The organism is Gordonia amicalis NBRC 100051 = JCM 11271 (genome assembly GCF_000332995.1).
GTDB classification, from domain to species: domain Bacteria; phylum Actinomycetota; class Actinomycetes; order Mycobacteriales; family Mycobacteriaceae; genus Gordonia; species Gordonia amicalis.
Genome location: NZ_BANS01000017.1, coordinates 121990 through 145443 on the forward strand (window position 1 = coordinate 121990; position 23454 = coordinate 145443).

23 protein-coding genes are annotated in these 23454 nt (G+C 69.0%); 1 reads left to right on the forward strand and 22 read right to left on the reverse strand.

Annotated elements, in window-relative coordinates:
• Positions 1–81: 81 nt before the first annotated feature.
• Entirely contained in the window at positions 82–1347 is a 1266-nt protein-coding gene (hisS, locus tag GOAMI_RS09775) for a histidine--tRNA ligase (RefSeq protein ID WP_006436329.1), read from the reverse strand.
• Positions 1344–2090: an MBL fold metallo-hydrolase gene (locus tag GOAMI_RS09780; RefSeq protein ID WP_006436330.1), complete on the reverse strand. Its 747-nt coding sequence runs from the start codon at positions 2088–2090 to the stop codon at positions 1344–1346. Before GOAMI_RS09780 ends, hisS begins: the two co-directional genes overlap by 4 nt.
• Before the next feature lie 228 nt (positions 2091–2318).
• Here GOAMI_RS09780 and GOAMI_RS09785 point away from each other — a divergent pair, with 228 nt between their 5' ends.
• Positions 2319–3239, forward strand: coding sequence for a peptidylprolyl isomerase (locus GOAMI_RS09785; protein ID WP_006436331.1), 921 nt, complete (start codon positions 2319–2321; stop codon positions 3237–3239).
• A 245-nt stretch (positions 3240–3484) separates the two neighbouring features.
• Here GOAMI_RS09785 and GOAMI_RS09790 read toward each other — a convergent pair whose 3' ends face one another.
• The 20 genes from GOAMI_RS09790 to pgsA form a co-directional block, all read right to left on the reverse strand.
• Positions 3485–5854 carry a RelA/SpoT family protein gene (locus GOAMI_RS09790; RefSeq protein WP_006436332.1) on the reverse strand — a complete coding sequence of 790 codons (2370 nt, stop codon included), beginning with the start codon at positions 5852–5854 and terminating at the stop codon, positions 3485–3487.
• Positions 5855–5934: 80 nt separating this feature from the next.
• Complete coding sequence (locus tag GOAMI_RS09795; protein ID WP_006436333.1) at positions 5935–6510, reverse strand: adenine phosphoribosyltransferase; 576 nt, start codon at positions 6508–6510, stop codon at positions 5935–5937.
• A 40-nt stretch (positions 6511–6550) separates the two neighbouring features.
• Complete coding sequence (locus GOAMI_RS09800) at positions 6551–8266, reverse strand: ABC transporter substrate-binding protein (protein WP_006436334.1); 1716 nt, start codon at positions 8264–8266, stop codon at positions 6551–6553.
• 10 nt (positions 8267–8276) lie between these two features.
• Entirely contained in the window at positions 8277–9485 is a 1209-nt protein-coding gene (secF, locus tag GOAMI_RS09805; RefSeq protein WP_006436335.1) for a protein translocase subunit SecF, read from the reverse strand.
• On the reverse strand, positions 9482–11176 hold the full coding sequence (gene secD, locus GOAMI_RS09810) for a protein translocase subunit SecD (RefSeq protein WP_006436336.1): 1695 nt from the start codon (positions 11174–11176) through the stop codon (positions 9482–9484). The genes secF and secD overlap by 4 nt, the downstream gene beginning before the upstream one ends.
• A gap of 187 nt (positions 11177–11363) precedes the next feature.
• Complete coding sequence (gene yajC / locus GOAMI_RS09815; RefSeq protein ID WP_006436337.1) at positions 11364–11750, reverse strand: preprotein translocase subunit YajC; 387 nt, start codon at positions 11748–11750, stop codon at positions 11364–11366.
• Between the two features lie 181 nt (positions 11751–11931).
• Positions 11932–13020 (reverse strand): Holliday junction branch migration DNA helicase RuvB, encoded by a 1089-nt coding sequence (gene ruvB, locus GOAMI_RS09820; protein WP_006436338.1) that lies wholly within the window; start codon positions 13018–13020, stop codon positions 11932–11934.
• A complete protein-coding gene (gene ruvA / locus GOAMI_RS09825) occupies positions 13020–13613 on the reverse strand; it encodes a Holliday junction branch migration protein RuvA (RefSeq protein ID WP_006436339.1) in 594 nt (197 codons plus the stop codon). The genes ruvB and ruvA overlap by 1 nt, the downstream gene beginning before the upstream one ends.
• Positions 13610–14179: a crossover junction endodeoxyribonuclease RuvC gene (gene ruvC, locus GOAMI_RS09830; protein ID WP_006436340.1), complete on the reverse strand. Its 570-nt coding sequence runs from the start codon at positions 14177–14179 to the stop codon at positions 13610–13612. Before ruvC ends, ruvA begins: the two co-directional genes overlap by 4 nt.
• Positions 14180–14288: 109 nt before the next feature.
• Entirely contained in the window at positions 14289–15044 is a 756-nt protein-coding gene (locus tag GOAMI_RS09835; RefSeq protein WP_006436341.1) for a YebC/PmpR family DNA-binding transcriptional regulator, read from the reverse strand.
• 139 nt (positions 15045–15183) lie between these two features.
• Positions 15184–15804, reverse strand: coding sequence for a pyridoxal 5'-phosphate synthase glutaminase subunit PdxT (gene pdxT, locus GOAMI_RS09840; protein WP_006436342.1), 621 nt, complete (start codon positions 15802–15804; stop codon positions 15184–15186).
• A complete protein-coding gene (locus GOAMI_RS09845) occupies positions 15801–16655 on the reverse strand; it encodes an acyl-CoA thioesterase (RefSeq protein ID WP_006436343.1) in 855 nt (284 codons plus the stop codon). The genes pdxT and GOAMI_RS09845 overlap by 4 nt, the downstream gene beginning before the upstream one ends.
• Positions 16656–16729: 74 nt before the next feature.
• A complete protein-coding gene (locus GOAMI_RS09850; protein ID WP_006436344.1) occupies positions 16730–17209 on the reverse strand; it encodes a helix-turn-helix transcriptional regulator in 480 nt (159 codons plus the stop codon).
• 160 nt (positions 17210–17369) lie between these two features.
• Positions 17370–18158: a hypothetical protein gene (locus GOAMI_RS09855; RefSeq protein ID WP_006436345.1), complete on the reverse strand. Its 789-nt coding sequence runs from the start codon at positions 18156–18158 to the stop codon at positions 17370–17372.
• 13 nt (positions 18159–18171) lie between these two features.
• Positions 18172–19026, reverse strand: a complete 855-nt coding sequence (locus GOAMI_RS09860; protein ID WP_006436346.1) for a PP2C family protein-serine/threonine phosphatase — start codon at positions 19024–19026, stop codon at positions 18172–18174.
• A gap of 97 nt (positions 19027–19123) precedes the next feature.
• Positions 19124–20035 carry a pyridoxal 5'-phosphate synthase lyase subunit PdxS gene (pdxS, locus tag GOAMI_RS09865; RefSeq protein WP_006436347.1) on the reverse strand — a complete coding sequence of 304 codons (912 nt, stop codon included), beginning with the start codon at positions 20033–20035 and terminating at the stop codon, positions 19124–19126.
• A gap of 112 nt (positions 20036–20147) precedes the next feature.
• Positions 20148–20666 carry a LemA family protein gene (locus GOAMI_RS09870; RefSeq protein WP_006436348.1) on the reverse strand — a complete coding sequence of 173 codons (519 nt, stop codon included), beginning with the start codon at positions 20664–20666 and terminating at the stop codon, positions 20148–20150.
• Positions 20666–21790 carry a glycosyltransferase family 4 protein gene (locus GOAMI_RS09875; RefSeq protein WP_006436349.1) on the reverse strand — a complete coding sequence of 375 codons (1125 nt, stop codon included), beginning with the start codon at positions 21788–21790 and terminating at the stop codon, positions 20666–20668. The genes GOAMI_RS09870 and GOAMI_RS09875 overlap by 1 nt, the downstream gene beginning before the upstream one ends.
• Entirely contained in the window at positions 21787–22710 is a 924-nt protein-coding gene (locus GOAMI_RS09880; RefSeq protein ID WP_006436350.1) for a phosphatidylinositol mannoside acyltransferase, read from the reverse strand. The genes GOAMI_RS09875 and GOAMI_RS09880 overlap by 4 nt, the downstream gene beginning before the upstream one ends.
• Positions 22707–23438, reverse strand: a complete 732-nt coding sequence (gene pgsA, locus GOAMI_RS09885) for a phosphatidylinositol phosphate synthase (RefSeq protein ID WP_006436351.1) — start codon at positions 23436–23438, stop codon at positions 22707–22709. The genes GOAMI_RS09880 and pgsA overlap by 4 nt, the downstream gene beginning before the upstream one ends.
• Positions 23439–23454 lie beyond the last annotated feature (16 nt).

Sequence of the window (23454 nt, forward strand, 5' to 3'; positions counted from 1 at the left end):
TCCAGAGACCCGGCGGCGACGATATGTCGGCGGCGGACCCGTGGAGGGCGTTCTCCAGGGGCGGTTTTCAGAGTTGCGGTGTCAGCCCAGGAGGCGCGTGACCTCGGCGACGACGTCGTCGAGTGAGACCTGCTGCTGCTCACCGTTGCCCAGATCCTTGATCTCGATGCGACGCCCCGCCAGTTCGTTCTCGCCGAGCACGAGCGCGAGACGCGCGCCGGACCGGTCGGCGGCCTTCATCGCGCCCTTGAGCCCGCGGTCGCCGTAGGCGAGGTCGACGCTGATGCCCGCAGCACGCAATGAGCCTGCGACGCCGACGAGTTCGGCCTTGGCGTCCGCGCCGAGCGGGACGCCGAAGACCTGGCAGCGCGCCGCCTGGGTACCGGCGACACCCTCGGCCTCGAGCGCCAGCATCGTGCGGTCGACACCGATGCCGAAGCCGATGCCCGACAGATCCTGTTTGGCGCCCAGCTGGCGCATCAGTCCGTCGTAGCGTCCGCCGCCGCCGATGCCCGACTGCGCGCCGAGACCGTCGTGCACGAACTCGAAGGTGGTCTTGGTGTAGTAGTCCAGGCCGCGCACGAGTCGCGGGTTGATCTCGTAGGCCACGCCGAGGCGGTCCAAGTTGGCAAGCACGAGGTCGAAGTGCGCCTTCGCCTCGTCGGACAGGTAGTCGATCAGCAACGGCGCGTTCGCGGTCGCCTCACGGATCTCCGGACGCTTGTCGTCGAGCACGCGCAGCGGGTTGATCTCGGCGCGCTTACGGGTCGCCTCGTCGAGGTCGAGCCCGAAGAGGAACTCCTGCAACGCCTCCCGGTAGCGCGGGCGGCTCGCATCGTCACCGAGCGAGGTGATCTCCAGGCGATAGCCGGACAGTCCGAGTCGCTTGTAACCCTCGTCGGCGACGGCCACGACCTCGGCGTCGAGTGCCGGGTCGTCGACGCCGATCGCCTCGACGCCGACCTGCTGCAGCTGCCGGTAGCGACCCGTCTGCGGCTTCTCGTAGCGGAAGAACGGTCCGGCGTAGCAGACCTTGACCGGCAGCTGTCCGCGGTCGAGGCCATGCTGGATAACCGCGCGCACCACGCCCGCGGTGCCCTCGGGTCGCAGCGTCACCGACCGGTCACCGCGGTCGGTGAAGGTGTACATCTCCTTGCTGACGACGTCGGTCGACTCGCCGACGCCGCGGGCGAACAGCGCCGTCTCCTCGAAGATCGGCAGTTCGATGTGTCCGTATCCCGCACGACGCGCGGCGTCGGTGAGCGTGTCCCGCACCTTCCGGAAATCCGCCGAGTTCGGCGGGAAGTAGTCCGGGATACCCCGGGGTGCCTGAAATGCTCCGCTCACAGTCCGTGTCGTCCCTTCGGTCGATCAGTGGCGATGGTGTCGGTTCCCGGAGCCCGAAGGTCGACCAGGAAGGGGTTGGCAGCGCGTTCCTGCGCGATCGTGGTCTGCGGTCCGTGCCCGGGCAGGACCAGGGTGTCGTCCGGCAACGGCAGCAGCTTCGCGGCGATGGAGTCGAGCAGCTGCTGATGGTTGCCGCCGGGCAGGTCGGTGCGTCCGATGGACCCGGCGAACAGCACGTCACCGGAGAAGCAGACCGGCACGGTCGTCGGAGCGTCGGACCCGGACTCCGCCGGAACGGTCACCTCGATGCCCAGCAGCACCGAACCCTGGGTGTGGCCGGGTGCGAGGTCCACCGAGAAGTGGATGCCGGCGAGTTCGACGGGCTCACCGTCGTCGAACTCGACGACCTTCTCCGGTTCGCGGAACTTCTCGTCGCCGATCATCGCGCCGAGCGCGCGCCCGATGCCCAGGCCGGGATCGGTCAGCATCGGCCGGTCGGCGGCATGGATGTAGACGGGAATGGAGTACTCGTCGCACAACTGCGTGGCGTTCCAGGTGTGGTCCAGATGGCCGTGGGTCAGCAGCACGGCGACCGGGGTGAGGTCGTTCTCGGCGAGCAGTTCACGCACGCGCGGCGCGGCGTCCTGGCCCGGGTCGATGATCACCGCCTCAGATCCGGCTTCGGCCGCCACGAGGTAGCAGTTCGTCTGAAACATGCCGGCAGGGAATCCGGTGATCAGCATGGCACTCCTCGAGGGTCTCGGATCGGGTCGCGGGTCCCTCCATTGTGTCCTAGCTGCCCACGGCGGCCGACAGGCGGTGCGGTCGCGCTGACACGCGTGCCGCGACACCCCACTCCACCACCCACTGAACGCCGTTCTCAGGTACAACTGGCACACTTGCCTCTCGAGTAAGTGACGTCCGCGCAGATTGTCGGCAGGCTATGCCGGGATTCAGGAGGATCCACCCGCGTGACCACCAATGAGGAGCGCCGCGAGGCGGCCAAGCGGAAGCTCGAGGAACGCCTCGAAACCGAGCGTCTCGCGAGGCGCAAGCGGAAGATCGTCATCGCGTCGGTCTCGACCGCCGTCGTGGTCGCCGTCGTCGCCGGCGTGACCGCCGTCGTGGTGAAGAAGATCATGGACGACCGGGAGGCCGCACGCTGGACCACCTGCGCGTTCGAGCACTCGCCGAGCCGGTTCGACCAGCTCCCCGACCAGGTTCCCGACACCGTGCCGGCCGATCAGAAGCCGCAGTACCAGGCCGAACTCGACGAGCTGAAGGCGGCGGCGAAGAACGAGCGCAAGTCCCCCAAGCCCGACGACAAGGTCCTGAAGTCCGGCACCGAGCAGGCCACCTTCACGACCACCCAGGGTGTCCTGCCGATCACGCTGGAACGTGACGGCGCCCCGTGCAATGTCGCCGCGGTCACCTCGCTGATCGAGAACAAGTTCTACGAGGACACGACCTGCCACCGCATGACCACCAGCGACAAGCTGAAGATCCTGCAGTGCGGCGACCCGACCGGCACCGGCATGAGCGGGCCCGGCTGGACCAGCCCCGACGAGCCACCGACCGACCTGAAGAAGGTCGGACAGCCCGATCCGATGAGCGGATCGCAGCCGGTGGTCTACCCGCGCGGCACGGTGGCGATCGCCAACAGCAGCCAGGGCGGGCAGAACCCGAACACCGGGTCGAGCCAGTTGTTCATCGTGATCAACGACAGCGAACTCGGTCCCGACTACTCCATCGTGGGCAAGGTCGACGAGCCCGGACTCGCCGTGCTGGACAAGGTCTACGCCGGCGGCATCACCCCCGGCCCGGCCGGCAGCCAACCCGGCGACGGCAAGCCGAAGCTCCCGGTGACGATCGAGACCGCCACCATCGACTAGCGAAACCGGCTCCGACGACACAGATCCCGTTGCGTTCTGGCCCGGCTACCGGGACAGAACGCAACGGGATCTCTGGTTTCGACACGGCTCCTCGCTGCGCTCGGTGCCGGCTCAACCAGCAGGAGGGCTCCGCCCTGCGCTCGGTGCCGGCTCAACCGGCAGAGGGTTCCGCGCTGCGCTCGGTGCCGGCTCAACCAGCAGGAGAGTTCCGCGCTGCGCTCGGTGCCGGCTCAACCAGCAGGGGGCTATGCCGCCGAGGTGACGCGGTAGACGTCGTAGACGCCCTCCACGTTGCGGACCACGTTGAGCACGTGGCCGAGGTGCTTGGGGTCGCCCATCTCGAAGGTGAACTTGCTGACGGCCACGCGGTCGCGGCTGGTGGTCACCGACGCCGAGAGGATGTTGACACGTTCGTCGGCGAGCACCTTGGTGACGTCGGACAGCAGGCGGTGACGGTCGAGGGCCTCGACCTGGATGGCGACGAGGAACACCGACTCCGGGGACGGCGCCCACGACACGTCGAGGATCCGTTCGGACTGCTGCTGGAGCGAGGTCGCATTGGTGCAGTCCGTGCGGTGCACGCTGATGCCGCCGCCGCGGGTGACGAAGCCCATGATGTCGTCGCCTGGTACGGGCGTGCAACACTTGGCGAGTTTGATCACCACGTTGTCGACGCCGTCGACGACCACGCCGGCATCCCCGCCCTGACGCGTGCGGGTCGGCATCGTCGACGGTGTGGACCGCTCGGCGAGCGCCTCCTCCGCGTCCTCGATACCACCGAGAGATGCGACGAGCCGGTTGACGACATGCCGTGCGGAGACATGATTCTCCCCCACCGCGGTGTACAGCGCAGTGACGTCGGTGTACCGCAGCTCCTTGGCGATCGCCGCCATCGACTCCGCCGACAGCAAGCGCTGCAACGGAAGTCCGCCGCGGCGGACCTCCTTGGCGATCGCATCCTTACCGGCTTCGAGGGCCTCCTCGCGGCGCTCCTTGGCGAACCACTGGCGGATCTTGGCCTTGGCCCGCGGCGACACCACGAAGGTCTGCCAGTCCTTCGACGGGCCGGCGGTGGGCGCCTTGGAGGTGAACACCTCCACCACCTCGCCGTTCTCGAGCTTGCGTTCGAGCGCGACCAGCCGGCCGTTGACGCGGGCACCGATACAGCGGTGACCGACCTCGGTGTGGACCGCGTAGGCGAAGTCGACCGGCGTCGAACCGGCCGGGAGGGTGACCACGTCGCCCTTCGGCGTGAAGACGAAGATCTCCCGGACCGCGAGGTCGTAACGCAACGATTCGAGGAACTCACCGGGGTCGGCGGCCTCACGCTGCCAGTCGAGCAGCTGGCGCATCCACGCCATGTCGTCGATCTCGGTGGTGTCGGACTTCTTGCCCGACTTCCGGTAGCCGTTCTCCTTGTAGCGCCAGTGGGCGGCGATGCCGAACTCGGCGGTCCGGTGCATCTCGTGCGTCCGGATCTGCACCTCGAGCGGCTTGCCCTCGGGCCCGATCACGGTGGTGTGCAACGACTGATAGACGCCGAAGCGCGGCTGGGCTATGTAGTCCTTGAAGCGTCCAGCCATCGGCTGCCACAGCGAGTGGACGACGCCGACCGCGGCGTAGCAGTCACGGTCCTCTTCACACAGGATGCGCATGCCGACCAGGTCGTGGATGTCGTCGAAGTCGCGTCCCTTGACGATCATCTTCTGATAGATCGACCAGTAGTGCTTGGGACGCCCCTCGACCGTCGCGTGGATCCGCGCCGCGGACAACGCGCTATTGATGTCGGCCCGCACCCGCGCGAGATAGGTGTCGCGCGACGGGGCGCGGTCGGCGACCAGACGCACGATCTCCTCGTAGCGCTTGGGGTGCAGGATCGCGAACGAGAGGTCCTCGAGCTCCCACTTCACGGTCGCCATACCGAGCCGATGCGCAAGCGGCGCAATGACTTCCAACGTCTCGCGAGCCTTGCGCGCCTGCTTCTCCGGCGGGAGGAAGCGCATCGTCCGCATGTTGTGGAGCCGGTCGGCGACCTTGATCACGAGGACGCGCGGATCGCGGGCCATCGCGATGATCATCTTGCGGATGGTCTCGGCCTCGGCGGCACTGCCCAGCGCGACCTTGTCGAGTTTGGTCACGCCGTCGACGAGATGGGCGACCTCGGGTCCGAAGTCACGTTCGAGCGCCTGCAACGAGTAGCCGGTGTCCTCGACCGTGTCGTGCAGCAGCGCGGCGATCAGGGTGGTGGTGTCCATGCCGAGGTCGGCGAGGATCGTCGCGACCGCCAGCGGATGGGTGATGTACGGATCGCCGGACTTGCGTTTCTGTCCGCTGTGGCGCTCCTCGGCGACGTCGTAGGCCCGCTGCAGCAGGGCGACGTCGGCCTTCGGGTAGATCTCGCGGTGCAGCGTGACCAGGGGCTCGAGGACCGGCCGGACCTGGCTGCGGGTGGCGGTCATGCGGCGGGCCAGACGGGCGCGTACGCGCCGCGAGGCGGATGGGGAGGTCGACGTCGCGGTGGGGACGCCTGGTCCGGTGCCCTCGCCGACCGGTGACGCAGACGAGTCGGCCGCGGGAGTCACGAAGCGCTCAGCCGTGCCGGATTCATCGGGCATCGCCGGTCCTCCTCCGTATGTCGTGGTCCGTGTCCTGTCGTGGTCTCAATCGAGTCTAGATCCTCGGTCACCCGAGACCGTCAGTCGAGCGCCACCGAGTGGACGGGCACCTCTGGGCCCAGCCCGCGAGCGATCGTGTCGCGTCCGCCGAGTCCGACGAGCTCCATGATCACCGCGACGCCGGTGACACTCGCCCCCGCCCGGCTGAGCAGACCCGCAGCGGCCACCGCGGTGCCGCCGGTGGCCAGCACGTCGTCGACGAGAAGGACGCGCTGCCCGCTCAGGTCGAGACCGCTGGCGGGGATCTCCAGCGTCGCGCTGCCGTATTCGAGGCTGTAGCTGACCGCGTGCACCGGAGGCGGCAGCTTGCCGCCCTTGCGCACCGCGAGCACCCCGACCTCGAGTTCGCGGGCGACCGCACCACCGAGGAGGAAGCCGCGTGCGTCGATGCCGGCGACGAGGTCGATCGCGCCGCAGCCGTGGGTCAGGGCCGTGACGATCGCGGACAATCCCTCCGCGTCGGCCAGGACCGGTGTCAGGTCCTTGAAGGCGATCCCGGCGCTCGGGAAGTCGTCGACGAGGCGGGTGTGCCGGGCGATCGCCGCCTGGGCACGTGCCACCGCTTCCGCGGTCCGTTCGGGTACCACGCCGCCCATCAGTTCTCCCCTACCGCTTGTCTGCACTGCCACTCGACAGTCATCTGCCGATCGTCCATCGATCCATGTTCCACCCGGTGCCCGCGCGACTGAGTCCGGCCGCGACGCCACCCACCTGATCCTTCCACTGCCGTATGCGCGGCGCGGCGAACAGGGGGATCGACGGCATCGACGCCCAGCTCGCGTTCTCGATCGAGCGGGCCAGACGGAGCCGGTCGGGTACGGACACGGTGACCGCGAACTGGTCGATCCCACGACTGACCTGAGGGCCCCCGGTGCCGGAGAGGTTGAGCGGGTCACCGCCACGCAGCGTGTAGGCGTCCCGGCTCGGGTCCGCGGCGCCGGATGCGGCGAAGGAGTCTCCCCCGGCCGTGATCAGGGCATCGACATCCTTGCCCAGTGATTCTGGTTGCACGTCGGGTGTGGCGACATCCTCGACGACGAATCCGGCTTCCCGGCAGGACGCCGCGATGGCCGCCACCATCTGCTGCCACCGCAGGGTCGGCGCCACGTACCCGATGCGGACACGACGCGGCTGCAGATCCGACGTCGTCGATGTCCCGTCCCCCGCGCCCTGACCGGTCGCGGCGCGCAGCAGCGTCCGTGCCCGTTCGAGGTCCGGGCGCTGGTAGGCGCGGCCGAACTCGGTGTTCATCGGCCCGGCGAGGTTGTCCGCGGGTGCGAGCAGGCGCAGATTCCACACCTGGGCGCCGCCGGAGAAGTCACGGGCGAGGTCCGCACGCGGGACGCAGGAGGCGAAGGCCTGCCGCATCCGCACGTCCCGGAAGACGCCTCGTCCCGCGAGCACGATCTGTTCCACGCCGAGCGCCCGGGAGGGTGAGGCCGGTCCGTCCGCGCCGGGTGTGCCGGCGATGTCACCCTCCACGATTCCCGCGGTGACGTCGACGATGTCGAACTTCCCGTCGGGAAGGCGGCGGGCCGAATCGGTGCCGCGGCCCCAGATCGCGATGCGCGAGGTCTCGGGCTTGTCGCCCCACCACGATTCGTTGGGGATCAGGACGAGTCCGCCCGACCGTGAGTACCGGTCGATGCGGTATGGCCCCGAGGCCGGGAACCGCGCATGGTCGACCGGACCGAAGGTCAGATCGAAGCCCGTGTTCCAGGCGGTGGCGATGCGGGCCAGCGCACCGCGGTCCATCGCCCGGATGGGGTCGACGACGTTGGCGACTCCGGCCTCGCGGGCCGCGACGTGGGCGGGCAGCAGCGTGCCCGCGCCGAACAGTGACAGCCAGTCGCGGTACTCACGTCCCGGCGCGAACGTCACCGTCGCCGACTTCTCGCCGGGTGCGCACTCCACCTTGTCGATGTCGCGGTACCCGGCCGTCGTCGCCGGCGTGAAACCGGGGAAGCGCCCACTCATCGCGGCCCACGCCAACACCAGGTCGTCGCAATCGAGGGCGACCTTGTCGGTGAAGGCGGCTTCGGGGGTGAACTCGTACCGCAGCGCCGCGGCGCGTCCCGGGAGTCGGGTCACGGTGCCGACGTCGCGGTCCGGGATGACCTGCCCCCGGGGTCCGAGCAGGCTGAAACCCGGCAGGAGACGACTGGTAGCCATGATCACGCCGTCGGCGTTGCCGTCCACGGTGTTCGCGTTGTAGCTGGTCACGTGGGCGTCGACCACGTAGTCGAGGGTCGGTGGCCTGTCGTCCCCGCACGCCGTCAGGACGCCCGCGCCCGTGACGACCCCGACGAGCAGGCTCAGGACCCTGATGAACTCCCGTTGCCTGACGATCACGTCGGTGAGACTAGCGGTTGCGACGGCGTTTGCCGGTCGGTACCGCCCGGTCGGCCTCGTCCGTGTCGGCCGCGCCGCGGCGACGGCGCACCGGCCGCTCGGTGTCGGTCGAGCCGGCGCCGGAGGTGATCCCGGCACGGCGGTTCATCACCTTCGTGGTGTGCCGGGCGACGTCCGGACGGCGTTCCTTCAGCGCCACCAGCAGCGGCGCGGCGAGGAAGATCGACGAGTAGGCGCCGACCACCACGCCGACGAGCTGGATCAGGCCCAGGTCCTTCAGCGTGCCGACCCCGAGCAGCCACACCGCCACGACCATCAGGGCGATGATCGGCAGCACCGAGATGATCGTCGTGTTGATCGATCGCATCAGTGTCTGGTTGACGGCGAGGTTCGCCTGCTCGCCGTAGGTACGACGCGTCGTCTGCAGGACCGAGCGGGTGTTCTCGGCGACCTTGTCGAACACGACGACCGTGTCGTACAGCGAGAAGCCGAGGATGGTCAGCAGGCCGATCACAGTCGCCGGCGTCACCTCCCAGCCGACCAGCGAGTAGACACCCGCGGTGCACACGATGTCGAAGAACAGCGATGCCATGGCCGCGATCGACATCTCCCGGTCGAACCGGACGGCGATGTAGGCGAACACGATGACCAGGAACACCGCGAGCGCGAGAACCATCTTCTCGGTGATCTCACGGCCCCAGGTGGAACTGACGTCGGAGATGCTGACCTCGGCAGGCGACAGCGCGGGACCGAACTCCTCGGTGAGCGCGCGCGTGACCGCCTCGGCCTGGGCGATGTCGAGGGTCTCGGTGCGCACCTGCACGGTGGCGCTGTCGCCGGCGCCCGCGGTCTGCACCGATTCGGGCTCTTCGCCGAGGGCCTCGGTGACGATCTTCTCGACCGAGTCCGCCGTGACCTCCGACGAGACGACGGGGACCGACATCTGGGTGCCGCCCTCGAAGTCGATGCCGAAGGTGAACCCGCGGATGGCGATGGACGCCAGGCAGATCAGCATGATCACGGCGGTGACGATGTACCAGGTCTTCCGCTTGCCCACGATCTCGAAGGCGCCGGTGCCGGTGTAGAGCCGGGCGAAGAACCCTCGCCGGGTGTCGGAGACGAAGTCGGCGTCGGTCCCGGTGGACGGCGCCGGCGGTTCGGCGACCGTGGTGCCCGTGGTCTCCCGCGCGTCCTTGTTCGGGTTGTCCGGACGGGTCATCGCACAGTCCCCTTCTCGCTGGTGGACGCGTCGGCACGGGCCGCTTCGGTGCCGGTGGCCTCGGCCTGGCGGCGGGCTGCGACCTTTCGCTCGCGGGCCACCTCGGTGACCGCGCCGAGACCGTTGACGCTCGGCTTGGACAGGAACGACGACCGGCTGGCGTAGACCACGAGTGGGTGGGTCACCAGGAAGACGACCATGACGTCGAGAATCGTGGTGAGGCCCAGCGTGAACGCGAAGCCGCGCACCTCGCCGATCGCGAGGGTGTAGATCACCGCGGCGGCGATGAAGCTGACCGCGTTACCCGACCAGATGGTGCGGCGGGCGCTGGCCCAACCTCGTGGCACGGCCGAACGGAAACTCCGGCCCTCGCGCATCTCGTCCTTGATGCGTTCGAAGTAGACGACGAACGAGTCCGCGGTCATACCGATACCGATGATCAGACCGGCGATGCCGGCGAGGTCGAGCGTGAACCCGATCCAGCGTCCGAGCAGCACGATGATGCCGTAGACCATCGCACCGGCGAGCACCAGTGACAGCATCGTCAGGATGCCGAGCATCCGATAGTAGGCCAGCGCGTAGATCAACACGGCGACGAGGCCGATCGCACCGGCGAGCAGACCTGCCTTCAGCGACGAGAGACCCAGTGTCGCCGAAACGGTTTCGGCATCGGAGGCGTTGAACGACAGGGGCAGCGAGCCGTACTTCAGCACGTTCGCGAGCTCGTTCGACGACTTCTCGGTGAACGGGTCGGCGCTGCTGCCGCTGATGCGGGTCTGGCCGCCCGGGATCGGCTCGTTGATCGCCGGCGCCGAGACGACCGACGAGTCGAGGGTGAACGCGGTCTGGGTGCGGTTGGGGGCCTCCTGCGCGGTGTACTTGGGCCAGAAGTCCGCGGCCTTGCCCTTGAACTCGAGGGTGACGACCCACTCACCGGTCTGCGGATCGGTGCCGGCGGACGCGTCCTTGATGTCGCGACCGTCGATGATCTGCGGACCGAGGAGGTAGACCTCCTTGCCGTCGGTGGAACAGGCCACCAGGTACTGGTCGGGCAGGTCGTTGCCCCGGAGGGGGTCGTTGGCGGTCGGCGAGCAGTCCATCTTCGCCATCTGCTCCTGCAGCGGCACCAGCTGTTCCTGCTTGGCGTCGCCGGGGGCCTGGCGGAGCTTGCGCTGTTCGGCGATCGCCGCCGCGGCCACCTCGGTGGGCATCGCGTCGGCCTGCTTCTCGGTCTGGTCCTCCGGCTTCGGCGGCTGCGGGGTCGCCGGGGTGGCGCCGACCACCGGCCGCACGTACAGCCGCGCGGTCTGACTCAGCGACTTGGCCTGCGCGCCGTCCTCGCCGGGCACCGTGATCACGAGGTTGTTGCCGGTGACGACGACCTCGGAACCGGACACACCGAGCCCGTTCACACGCTGCTCGATGATCTGCTTGGCCTGGTCGAGCTGTTGCCGCGTCGGCTCCTTGCCGTCCTCGGTGCGCGCGGTGAGCGTCACCCGGGTTCCGCCCTGGAGGTCGATGCCCAGTTTGGGTTCGAGCGTCTGGGGACCGGTGAAGTAGATCAGCCCGTACACGACGGCGAGGAGCGCGAGGAAGGCCGCGAGCGGACGCCACGGCGGGATCTCTCGACTCGGTCGCGACCGCTTGCCGGCGGGCTTGTCCGCCTTTGCAGTCGAACGAGGAGTAGTCACAGCTGTTCAGGTCTCCTTTGGGAACGTCAACCGGCCGAGGATGCCAGGACCGCATGACCCACCGACTCCGAAGGTCTGCGTGCGCGCCGAGATCACAGCGCGGCACGCAGACCTCAGCAAGACAGGCGTTGCGCGGGAGGTGGGCGCGAGGCGCCACGCCGGTCGACGGCGCAGCGCTGCTCGGGGATTACTTGTCGGTGTCGCGCGCGTCGTCGGACGACGGCTTGTCCAGGCTCACCGAGTCCGAGTGGTCGGCGTAGTCGTCGTACTCGACCTCGGGTGCGGTGTGTCCCGCGTAGGTGGCGGCGGCCTCGTCGGTGGGGATGACGCGCATGATCGCGAGGCGGTTCCAGCGGGTCACCATGCCGGTGGCGATCTCCACGTCGACGAAATCCGACGACGTGGCGTCGATGACGGTGCCGTACAGGCCGGAGGTCAGCTGGATACGCGCACCCGTGGACACCGAGTTCTGCATGTCCTGCATCTCGGCCATGCGCTTCTTCTGCTTCCGCATCGACAAGAACATGAAGCCGGCGAGAAGGGCCAGCAAGAGGGGGAAGAGCAGAGCGTCCATGGGTGAGAGTCAGTCCTTTGTGTTTTCGGGGTGTACCGCGTGGACCACCGCCCCGCGCCGACGGCGTGAGGCGACAACGGCCACGCTGTGCTCCACACAGTGTGCCACGTCCGCCGGCAAGATCATCCCCGCAGGTGGTGCCCCGCGTCACATGCGCGGCGTCACGCCGCGCGGGTGGGGGTCACAGCTCGTCGAACAGGGAGTCCGTTCCGATGTCGCGGGGCCGGGCGCCGAAGGACGCGTTCATTGCGCCGGCGGGCGGCGTCAGACCGAGGTGATGCCACGCCGCTGCGGTGGCGACCCGACCACGCGGCGTGCGGGCGATCATCCCCGCGCGGACGAGGAACGGCTCGCAGACCTCTTCGACGGTCGCGGGCTCCTCGCCCACCGCCACGGCGAGCGTCGACACCCCTACCGGTCCCCCGCCGAAGGCGCGGATCAGAGCGTCGAGGACGGCGCGGTCAAGGCGGTCGAAGCCGAGTTCGTCCACGTCGTAGACCGCGAGCGCGGCCCGGGCGACGTCGACGGTGATCGAGCCGTCACCGCGGACCTCGGCGTAGTCACGGACACGGCGAAGCAGACGGTTGGCGATGCGGGGCGTACCGCGCGAGCGGCGCGCGATCTCCTCCGAGGCGTCGGGACGCAGTCCCATGCCGAGGATTCCCGCGGAACGGTTCAGGACCTGGACGAGTTCAGCCGGGTCGTAGAACTCCATGTGCGCGGTGAACCCGAAGCGGTCGCGCAGCGGGCCGGTCAGCGAGCCGGAGCGGGTGGTGGCGCCGACCAGGGTGAACGGGGCGACGTCCAGCGGGATCGACGTGGCGCCCGGCCCCTTGCCGACCACCACGTCGACGCGGAAGTCCTCCATCGCGAGGTACAGCATCTCCTCGGCCGGCCGGGCGATGCGGTGGATCTCGTCGATGAACAGGACGTCACCCTCGACGAGATTCGACAGCATCGCGGCGAGGTCACCGGCGCGTTCGAGCGCCGGTCCCGATGTCACGCGGATCGCGGCGCCCATCTCCGAGGCGATGATCATGGCGAGCGAGGTCTTGCCGAGTCCCGGTGGGCCGGACAGCAGGATGTGGTCGGGGGTCCCGCCGCGTCCCTTCGCCCCGTGCAGGACGAGCTCGAGCTGTTCGCAGACGCGCGGTTGACCGATGAAGTCGGCCAGCGACCGGGGACGCAGGCCGGCGTCGAGGTCACCGTCGGAACGGACGGGTGTCGCGTTGACCTCGCGGTCCTCGAGGCCGTCGGGGTCGTCCGTCATCACGAGGCCTTGCCCAGCAGCGCCAACGAGCGGCGGAGCGCGGTGGACGCGTCGGCGTCGGGATTCTCGGCGAGCACCGCGGTGACCGCCTTCTCGGCCGGACCGGCGGTGAAACCGAGGCCGACGAGCGCCTCGGCGACCTGTTCGTGGATTCCGCCGGCGACGACGGTGCCGGCCGACGTGTCGCCCGCCGGGCGGTCGACCTTGTCCCGGAGTTCGACGCAGAGTCGTTCGGCGACGCGCTTGCCGATGCCGGGCACCGACGTCAGCGCCTTGGTGTCGGAGTCGGCGAGTGCGCGACGCAACGCCTCCGGTTCGAGGACTGCGAGAGTCGCCATCGCCAGCCGCGGACCGACCCCGGTCACGGTCTGCAGCAGCGCGAACAGCGCGCGGGCGTCGGGTTCGGTGAACCCGTACAGCGTCATCGAGTCCTCGCGGACGATCATCGAGGTGAGAAGCGTCGCCTCGTCGCCGCGCCGCAGCCGCGACAACGTCACCGGGGTCGCGAGCACCCGGTAACCGACTCCGGCACAGTCGATCACGGCGTGGTCGAGGGCGATCTCGAGAACCGGACCGCGGACTGACGCGATCATGCGCGACTCCCCTCTCGTGCCTGGGCGAGCCGCTGACGGTGCTTCGCGGCGGCCGCGTCGGCCTGTTTCTGCGCGGCGGCCATCCGCTCCATCATGGGCCCGCGCCAGCAGTGACAGATCGCGAGCGCGAGAGCGTCCGCGGCGTCGGCGGGTTTCGGCTTGGTCTGCATGCCGAGAATCCGGGTGACCATCGCGGTGACCTGCGCCTTGTCCGCGCGACCGCTGCCGGTGACGGCGGCCTTGACCTCCGACGGCGTGTGGAAGCGTACGGGTACGCCACGCTGGCTCGCCGCGAGCGCGATCACGCCGCCGGCCTGCGCGGTACCCATCGCGGTCGACACCTGGTTCTGCGCGAAGACCCGTTCGATGGCGACCACATCGGGCTGATGGACATCGAGCCAGTGACACGCCGAGGTGTAGACGGCGAGCAGACGCTCGGCCAGTTCCATGTCGCTCGGCGTACGCACCACGTCCACGTCGAGTGCGGTCACCGACCTCCCACGACCCGACTCCACCAGTGCGATACCGCACCGGGTGAGACCCGGATCGACGCCCATGACGCGCACTCGTACCCTCCCAGGAATCCGAACAGTGTTACGAACAGTTGTTCGAGATTCTATCGGGGCGCGGGGACAACTCCGATGATCAACACGCCCTCGTGAGGGCGGTGGGCGATCAGTCGTTCTCGAGTTCGGCGAGGACCTCGTCGCTGATGTCGACGTTGCTGTAGACGTTCTGCACGTCGTCGGAGTCCTCGAGTGCGTCGATCAGCTTGAAGACCTTGCGCGCGCCGTCGGCATCGACGGCGACCTCCACCGATGCGCGGAAGCTGGCCTCGGCCGAGTCGTAGTCGATGCCCGCGTCCTGCAGGGCGCTGCGCACCGCGACCAGGTCGGTCGGCTCGCTGACGATCTCGAAGGTGTCCCCGAGATCGGTGACCTCTTCGGCACCGGCGTCGAGCACGGCCATCAGGACGTCGTCCTCGGACTGGCCGTTCTTCTCGAGGGTGACGACGCCCTTGCGGGTGAACAGGTACGACACCGAGCCCGGGTCGGCCATGTTGCCGCCGTTGCGGGTCATCGCGGTGCGGACCTCACCGGCGGCGCGGTTGCGGTTGTCGGTGAGGCACTCGATCAGGATCGCCACGCCGTTGGGGCCGTAGCCCTCGTACATGATGGTCTGCCAGTCGGCGCCGCCTGCCTCTTCACCACCGCCGCGCTTGCGGGCGCGTTCGATGTTGTCGTTGGGCACCGAGGACTTCTTCGCCTTCTGGATGGCGTCGAAGAGAGTCGGGTTGCCGGCCGGGTCACCACCGCCGGTACGTGCCGCCACCTCGATGTTCTTGATGAGCTTGGCGAACATCTTGCCGCGCTTGGCATCGATGACCGCCTTCTTGTGCTTGGTGGTGGCCCATTTGGAATGGCCGCTCATGTCCGTCCTTTCCCGGTGCCGGTGCGCGGCGGGGCCGTGCCCGCGGCACGCTGCCGGGCCCACGAGCCCCACATCCGGCGTTCCTCAACCTGCCGGCTCCTGCCGCAGGCGCTTGCACTATCGCTGGTTCGGCACGATCTTACCGACGCACCATCTCCACGAAGTATTCATGTACACGACGGTCGCCGGTCACTTCCGGATGGAACGACGTCGCGAGCACCTTCCCCTGGCGTACGGCGACGATCCTCCCCTCGGCCGGACCCCGTGGGACCCGGGCGAGAACCTCGACGTCGGGCGAGATCGACTCGACCCACGGCGCCCGGATGAAGACCGCGCGCATCGCCGGGGCGCCGACGCGATCGGTGATGCCGGCGAAGTCGAGATCGGTCTCGAAACTCTCCACCTGACGACCGAAGGCGTTGCGGCGCACCGTGATGTCGAGGGCGTCGAGGTGCCGCGCATCGGGACGGGTGTCGAGGATGGTGGAGGCGAGCATGATCATGCCCGCGCAGGAACCGTAGGCCGGCAGTCCGTCGGAGAGGCGCTCGACGAGTGGATCGAAGAGATCGAAGATGCCGAGCAGCTTGCTCATCGTCGTCGACTCCCCGCCCGGGATGACGATGCCGTCGATCTCGTCGAGTTCGGCCCGCCTGCGGATGGGCAGGGCCTCTGCGCCGCTGGCCTGCAAGGCGTGGACGTGCTCGCGTACGTCACCCTGTAGCGCGAGAACCCCGATCCGCGGTCGCGATCCGGCGCTCACCGATCGGTCCGGGCGTGCTGATCCTCGGGCATCTCGCGACCGGTGCGGGCGAGTCCCTCCTGTGTGACGGCCGCGACCATGCGTCCCTGCCGGTCGAAGATCCGGCCCTGCGTCAGGGCGCGGCCGCCGTCGGCCGACGGCGAGGTCTGGTCGTAGAGCAACCAGTCGTCGGCGCGGAACGGGCGCATGAACCACATCGCGTGGTCCAGGGAGGCGACCTGGGGGTTGACCTCGGGGTGTGGCACCCGCGACGACCCGAGGAGCGTCATGTCGCTCATGTAGGCGAGCGTTCCCACGTGGAACACCGTGTCGCCGGGCAGCGGATGCCGATAACGGAACCAGACCCGTTGTTGCGCAGCCAAATACGGCGAGGTCACCAACTTCTCGGGCGGCACGATGCGGAGGTCGAAGTTGCGCCACTCCTTGAACACCGCACGCTCTTCCTCCGCGAGCTCGTCGAGGCGGTCGTTGAGTTCTTCGGGGTCCGGGACCGGTGGCATACGGTCCTGGTGTTCATAGCCCTGGTCGGTGCGGACGTGGAACGAGGCCGACATCATGAAGATCGCCTCGCCGCGCTGGATTCCGGTGACCCGCCGGGTGACGAAGGAACGACCGTCGCGGACGCGGTCGACGAGGAACACGGTGGGAATGTCCGGGTCACCGGGCCGCAGGAAGTATCCGTGCAGCGAATGGACATGATGGTCGTCGTCGACCGTCCGCGTCGCCGACATCAGCGCCTGTCCGGCGACCTGTCCGCCGAAGGTGCGCTGGAGGTGACTCGGGAACGCACCACCCCGGTAGATGTCGGTCTCGATCCGCTCGACCTGGAGTATGTCCTCGATGGCTGCCACGCAGACCAGTATTCCGCACCGGGCGACCCGGCCGGAGGCCGGACCACAGAGTTCACCGGTCCGGACGCCGGGCCTCAGAGCTCGTCGAGCGTCATGATCCCGTCCTGGATGGCGCGGGCGACGAGCGACGCCTTGGTGGGGGCGGGACGACCGATCTCGGCGTACTTGGCGCGAATCCGGGTCAGATGGGTGTTGACCGTGCCCAGCGAGATGTAGAGCTCCTGGGCGACGGCGGGCTTGGAGTCGACGAGCATCCAGGTCCGGAGCACCTCGACCTCGCGGGAGGTGAGGTTCGGCTTCGCGCGACCGGTGGAGGTCTCCACCTTCACCGCGCTCTCCGCGACCGGCATCGGCGAGGCGACGCGGTGCAGGTGGGGGTGACCCGCGCGGTGGCCGAGTCCGGGCTGACTCTGGCGGGAGACCTGTCCGGGAAGCGGCATCCGGCGGGCTGCGAGACGGGCCAGGGCCTCCTGCCGGCGGGCCTGCGCCTCGGCGTCGCGTCGAGCGTTGATCTGGCGCAGGTGCTGGGGGGCCGGGTGGGCGATCGCAGTCATGGGTGCTTCCTCTTCACTCAATCGAACCGGATGGTCGGTGCCGGGTCGTTCCGGCGATGAGTTGAAGATTATGAGCGTTTCGCGTCCCGGTCGATGGGGAGAACTCCCCACCGCATGGGGAGAACTACCCATGCCATGACCGCAGGTCAGACGGTCGGCGTCAGCCGGCGGCGTTCCTCGCCGCCTCGGCGTCGATGAGCGGGAGGTCTTCGCGGGTCACGATGCGCGAGGACACCGCGTACTCGACGAGCTTGGTCCGGCGGTTGCTGGCGAGTTTGCCGCCACCGCCGCGCATTCCGCTGACCCCGAGCTGGTCGAGCTTGTCGCAGACGTTGTCGAGCTTGCGGTTGAACTTGGTCAGCGGCCAGCCCAGGCGCCGCGCCGCCTGTGCCGAGGACGGGATCGCCGAGGCGCCGGTCCCCTCGCGGCGCAGGATCTCCTCTGCCAGCACGACGATCAGCAGCTTCTGACTCTCGGTCAGGGTCGGAACGCCCTGGGTGGTGTGGCCGCCGCTGAACTCCGGGCGGGTCACCGACTTCACCTGCGGCGCCCGGGCGAACACGCTCAGCTCGTAGGTGGTGGGTCCGGCGGTGAACACGATGGTCGTCTCGCCGAACACGAGCGGCATCCGCGCGCCCGGGCCGAGCGTGGCCGAGAATCCGACGTCGCCTGCGGAGACGCTCGCCGACAGGTGGGTGCCCAGATTGGTCAGCCACCACAGCCCGTTCTCGTTGTGCACCACCAGGAATCGGCGATGGAGATACGGGTTGTCGTCGATGGACAGATCGGCCTCACGACCGATGAAGAAGCGCCGCTCGGCATCGAGTGCGATCCGTTCGCCGCAGTACTCGACATAGGTTGCGCCGGCGTCCATCCCGGTGTCGGCGCTCTCGGAGGCGCTCGGAGTCCCGGGGTGGTCGTGCACCGAGGGGTCGTGACCTGGATTCATCAGATCGCCTCGGTCACTCGGGGCCGGCGACCGTCGCCTCGCCGGTGGTCTCCCCGTCGAGAGCGGGCATCGTCAGGGTCGGGACCGACTCGTGCACGGTCACCACGATGACGGTGACGTTGTCGTGGGCACCGAGCGCGAGCGCCGCGTCGACGAGACGTTCGGCGGCCTCGTCAGAGGTCGATGCGTTGGCGAGGATGTCGCCGATCTCCTCGTCGGGCAGTTCACCGGTGAGCCCGTCGGTACACAGGAGCAGGACGTCGCCCGGGAAGGCCGGCGTGTTGAAGAAGTCCGGTACAGGATCGACCATCCCCGCACCGAGTGCGCGGGTGATGACGTTGCGGCGCGGGTCGGTTCGCGCCTCCTCCGGCGTCAGGAAGCCCGCGTCGATGAATTCCTGGACCTGCGAGTGGTCGGTCGTCAGCTGCTGCAGCGACCCGTTCTGGTACCGGTAGGTCCGCGAGTCGCCGATGTTCAGGACCAGCCAGTGCGGACTCTGTTCGTGGGTGACGAGCACGGCGCCGGTGGCGGTGGTACCCGCGCGGCGGTCGGTCTCGGTGTCGATCTCGCCGATGCGGCGCTGCGCCGCGACCAGCAGATCGTCGAGCTGGAGCCTGGTGGCGTTCAGTTCGCCGGCGCTCGTCGCCTCGGCGAGGGTGAGCAGCGCGGCCTCGCTGGCGAGTTCGCCGCTGTCGTGACCGCCCATGCCGTCGGCGATGAGGTACATGCCCGGAAGGGCGAGTGCGGCGTCCTCGTTGGTCTCGCGGACCCGTCCGACGTTGCACGCCGCCGACCACTCGAGCCGCAAGTCACCCACGATGTGTGTGCCCGAGACGGAGGTGTCCCGAACAATGGTCGCCGCATCCATGATCAGCAGATCCTACCGCCGGAACACCCCCGGCTCGCTACGCATGTCGACTGTTCGGTCTCCGGCGTGTTGAACAGGGGCGTTCCGGCGGACGGGGTCACCAGCCGCGCTCGGCCAGGCGGTGCGGCTGCGGGATGTCGTCGACGTTGATGCCGACCATGGCCTCGCCCAGACCGCGCGAGACCTTCGCCAGCACGTCGGGGTCGTCGTGGAAGGTGGTGGCCTGCACGATCGCGGCCGCACGCTGAGCCGGGTTGCCGGACTTGAAGATCCCCGAACCCACGAACACGCCCTCGGCGCCGAGCTGCATCATCATCGCCGCATCCGCCGGGGTGGCGATACCGCCGGCGGTGAACAGCGTCACCGGCAGCTTGCCGGCCTCGGCGACCTCGACCACCAGGTCGTAGGGAGCCTGCAGTTCCTTTGCCGCCACGTACAACTCGTCCTTCGGCAGCGACGTCAGGCGGCGGATCTCGTCGCGGATCTTGCGCATGTGCGTGGTGGCGTTGGACACGTCACCGGTACCGGCCTCACCCTTGGAACGGATCATCGCCGCACCCTCGGTGATGCGACGCAGCGCCTCACCCAGATTGGTCGCACCGCACACGAACGGCACGGTGAACGCCCACTTGTCGATGTGGTTGGAGTAGTCGGCCGGGGTCAGCACCTCGGACTCGTCGACGTAGTCGACGCCGAGACTCTGCAGGATCTGCGCCTCGACGAAATGCCCGATGCGCGCCTTGGCCATCACCGGGATCGACACCGCGGAGATGATCCCGTCGATCATGTCCGGGTCGCTCATCCGCGAGACCCCACCCTGGGCGCGGATGTCGGCGGGCACCCGCTCGAGAGCCATCACGGCCACCGCGCCGGCGTCCTCGGCGATCTTCGCCTGCTCGGGGGTGACCACATCCATGATCACGCCGCCCTTGAGCATCTCGGCCATCCCCCGCTTGACCCGGGCGGTGCCCTGACCGACCTCGGGAACGGTCGCGCCGTTGTGACTCACTGATTTCTCCTCATGTCGCTGTCTCGGCGTGCCGCAGCCGATCCGCCCCAGCGGAGCCCGCGGCAGCGTGGAACCAGTCTAGGTCAGCCCGGCGAACGCGCTGGTACCAGGATCACTCGCCCTGACCCGGCGTGACGCGTTCGTTGATCTCGAAGTACGTCGGCGGCGACGCGCGGCCGCCGAGACGCAGCCAGCGGACCAGTCGCCGCTCGGCGAGCGCCCGGGTGTCGCGCACCGCATCGTTGTAGAAACGGCGGGCCATCATCACCCGCGTCTCGGCGTCGGCGAGCTCGATGACCAGGGCCGGAGACCGTCCGCGGCCGTCGGTGCGGGCCAGTGCCGCCGACACCGCGTTCTCCGCGTCCTCACGCGCCTCGGGAGCGGATCGTTCGGCACGGTCGGCCAGTGCGGCCAGCTCTCGGGCCGATGCGGACGGGCCGCCCGCCTCGGCGGCAGCCAGTTCGGCGGCGATGGCGCGGACGACGACGGCGCGACGGTCGAGACTCGCATAGAGGGACTGCCGGGCGAGGTCGACCCGTACGTTGAGGCGGTCGAGCCGGTTGGCGGTGTGATAAGCCCAGCCGACGACCAGCAGGACCAGGACGATCCCGATGACGATCCAGGTGGCCATCAGTCCGACACCACCACCGGTCCGGCACCGACCGTCACGGTGTCGTAGACGCGCAGGATCTGGTCGGCCACCCGTGACCAGTCGTATTTGTCCGCCCGGACGCGACCCGCGGCCACCAGCTGCTCACGCGCCTCGTCGTCGGAGAGCAGCGAGATGATCCCCGCGGCCAGCTCATCCGGCGACCCGGTGTCGACGAGCTTGCCCGCCCGGCCGTCGTCGAGGACGCGCCGGAAGGCGTTCAGCGAGCTGGCGATCACTGCGGCTCCGGCGGCCATCGCCTCGACGAGGACGATTCCGAAGCTCTCGCCGCCGAGGTTGGGTGCGCAGTAGACGTCGGCCGATGCGAGCGCGCGCGCCTTGGTGGCGTCGTCGACCTGACCGAGGAACACGAGGTGGCCGGCGAGGGTCCCGGCCCGCCGGCGCAGAGCGGCCTGGTTGCCGCCACCGACGACGAGGACGCGCACGTCGGGGAACCGGGCGACGACCGCCGGCAGCGCGCGCATCAGGATGTCGATGCCCTTGCGCGGTTCGTCGAAGCGACCGAGGAACAGGATCGTGCCGCCCGCATGCGGATAGCCGTCGAGCGGTCTGGCGTTGGCGAAGCTGCCGACATCGATGCCGTTGGGGATCTCCACGGCATCCGACCCCAGCGACTCCATCTGCCAGCGCCGGGCGAGTTCGGAGACCGCGATCTTGCCGGCGATGCGTTCGTGGTACGGACGAAGGATTCCCTGGAAAGCACTGAGCCACAGCGACTTCGACGTCGCGGTATGGAAGGTCGTGACGATCGGGCCGGAGGCGACCATCAGCGAGAGCATGGAGATCGACGGCGAATTGGGCTCGTGGACGTGGAGGACGTCGAAGCCGTTCTCCGCGATCCAACGACGCAGTCGTAGATAGCCTTTCGGACTGAAGTTCACCCGCGACACCGACCCGTTGTACGGGATCGCCAGCGACGGGCCCGCACGCACGACGTACTCGGGCAGTTCGGTACGACGCGATGCCGGGGCGAGGACGCTGACCTCGTGGCCGCGGCCGATGAAGACGTGGGCGAGTTCGGTGACGTGCGCCTGCACACCTCCGGGAACGTCGAAGGAGTAGGGGCAGATCATCCCGATTCTCATGTCGCTCCCCCGGTGTCGGCCAGCCGCGCCTTCTGCTTGTCGGTCCAGTCGGCTTCCCAGAGCGGCTGCAGCATGTGCCAGTCGGCGGGATGCGCGGCGATGTTCACCGCGAATGCGTCGGCGAGCGCCTGCGTCGTCGCCTCGACCCCACCGGAGACGTCGATCTCCTCACCACAGGACATCGCGGAGTACGGCGCCTCCTCGAACCAGTGGTGGACGGGGATCAGCGCTGCCCCGGTCTCGATGGCCAGGCGCGCCGACCCGGCCGGCATCCGGGTTCGTTCGCCGAAGAAGGTGACCGGGGCGCCCTGACGGGCGATGTCGCGTTCCCCCAGCAGACACACGATGCCGCCGGCGCGCAGCCGGTCGGCGAGTAGACCGAACGGTGGCTGTTCACCGCCGCTGAGCGGGAAGATCTCGAAACCCAGCGACTCGCGGTACTCGACGAACTGGGTGAACAGCGACTCCGGCTTCAGCCGCTCGGCGACCGTCGCGAACTTGCCGTAGTGATGGACGAGCCACACCCCGGCCATGTCCCAGTTGCCGGTGTGCGGCAACGCCAGCACGACGCCCTTGCCGCGGGCCACCGCGGCGTCGAGACGGGCGTGGTCGGGGTCCGGCAGCGTGGCAGTCGACGCCGCCGTGGCCCGGTCCTGGGTGGGTAGGCGGAAGGCCTCGCACCAGTACCGGGCGTAGGACCGCACGGCGTCGGCGACGAGGTCGTCGGGGACGTTCGCCGGGTCGGTGCCGATCACGCGGGCCAGGTTGCGGCGCAGCTGTTCCGGGCCGCCGTGGCGGCGACCGGCGAATTCTCCGGCACGGTCGAACACGGCGCGTGCGGCGCGTTCCGGCGCCCTCCGCACCGCGGCCCAGCCGGCCCGGTATCCGAGGTCGGCGGCGAGAGCGGCGACGTCGGTCATCGCGCTCCGTCGGGGGGAGTCGATCCGTTGGCGCCGGAATCGGTGCCGTCGTTCGCGGTGCCGTCGTTCCCGGTGCCGTCGTTCCCGGTGTCGCCGTCGGGGTCTGCCTTCAGCGGGATCAGGTCGCGGGCACCGGGCGAGTTCGAGATCGACCACATGCGCTGGCCGACGGTGATCACGCTGCCGACGGCGAGCAGCCACATCGCCACGTGGACCGCCCAGGGCAGGCCCAGACCGGTGAGACCGGTACCGACGAGCACGATGATGAGCCGGTCGGGACGCTCGATGAGCCCCCCGTCGCCGTAGAGGCCGCTGGCCTCGGCCCGGGCCTTCGCGTACGAGATGACCTGAGAGGTGACCAGGCAGATCAGGGTCGCGACCAGGAGCAGGTGGTGCGGTTCGGTGACGGTGCACCACCACACGAGTCCGGCGAAGATCGCGCCGTCGGCGATGCGGTCACAGGTGGCGTCGAGGACGGCGCCGAACCGTGTCCCGCCACCACGGGCACGCGCCATCGCGCCGTCGAGCATGTCGAACATGACGAACAGCCAGATGACCATGGTGCCCCAGAAGAGGTGGCCCATCGGGAACAGCGTGAGTGCGGCCGCCACGCTCGCCACCGTTCCGATGACGGTCATGATGTCCGGGGTCAGACCGGTCCGCAGCAGCGCCCGGCCCATCGGCAACGTCACCTTGGAGACCGACGCCCGACCCAGAATGCTCAGCATCCGCGAGCTCCCTCCC

What these genes read in the sequence shown, in the direction of transcription:
- GOAMI_RS09835 (WP_006436341.1), bottom strand. Translation starts at nt 15,044, where the DNA reads ATGAGCGGCCATTCCAAATGGGCCACCACCAAGCACAAGAAGGCGGTC.
- GOAMI_RS09790 (WP_006436332.1), bottom strand. Translation starts at nt 5,854, where the DNA reads ATGCCCGATGAATCCGGCACGGCTGAGCGCTTCGTGACTCCCGCGGCC.
- GOAMI_RS09870 (WP_006436348.1), bottom strand. Translation starts at nt 20,666, where the DNA reads ATGGCCACCTGGATCGTCATCGGGATCGTCCTGGTCCTGCTGGTCGTC.
- pgsA (WP_006436351.1), bottom strand. Translation starts at nt 23,438, where the DNA reads ATGCTGAGCATTCTGGGTCGGGCGTCGGTCTCCAAGGTGACGTTGCCG.
- ruvB (WP_006436338.1), bottom strand. Translation starts at nt 13,020, where the DNA reads ATGACGGACGACCCCGACGGCCTCGAGGACCGCGAGGTCAACGCGACA.
- GOAMI_RS09880 (WP_006436350.1), bottom strand. Translation starts at nt 22,710, where the DNA reads ATGACCGACGTCGCCGCTCTCGCCGCCGACCTCGGATACCGGGCCGGC.
- GOAMI_RS09795 (WP_006436333.1), bottom strand. Translation starts at nt 6,510, where the DNA reads ATGGGCGGCGTGGTACCCGAACGGACCGCGGAAGCGGTGGCACGTGCC.
- ruvA (WP_006436339.1), bottom strand. Translation starts at nt 13,613, where the DNA reads ATGATCGCGTCAGTCCGCGGTCCGGTTCTCGAGATCGCCCTCGACCAC.
- yajC (WP_006436337.1), bottom strand. Translation starts at nt 11,750, where the DNA reads ATGGACGCTCTGCTCTTCCCCCTCTTGCTGGCCCTTCTCGCCGGCTTC.
- GOAMI_RS09875 (WP_006436349.1), bottom strand. Translation starts at nt 21,790, where the DNA reads ATGAGAATCGGGATGATCTGCCCCTACTCCTTCGACGTTCCCGGAGGT.
- secF (WP_006436335.1), bottom strand. Translation starts at nt 9,485, where the DNA reads ATGACCCGTCCGGACAACCCGAACAAGGACGCGCGGGAGACCACGGGC.
- GOAMI_RS09780 (WP_006436330.1), bottom strand. Translation starts at nt 2,090, where the DNA reads ATGCTGATCACCGGATTCCCTGCCGGCATGTTTCAGACGAACTGCTAC.
- GOAMI_RS09855 (WP_006436345.1), bottom strand. Translation starts at nt 18,158, where the DNA reads ATGAATCCAGGTCACGACCCCTCGGTGCACGACCACCCCGGGACTCCG.
- GOAMI_RS09860 (WP_006436346.1), bottom strand. Translation starts at nt 19,026, where the DNA reads ATGGATGCGGCGACCATTGTTCGGGACACCTCCGTCTCGGGCACACAC.
- GOAMI_RS09850 (WP_006436344.1), bottom strand. Translation starts at nt 17,209, where the DNA reads ATGACTGCGATCGCCCACCCGGCCCCCCAGCACCTGCGCCAGATCAAC.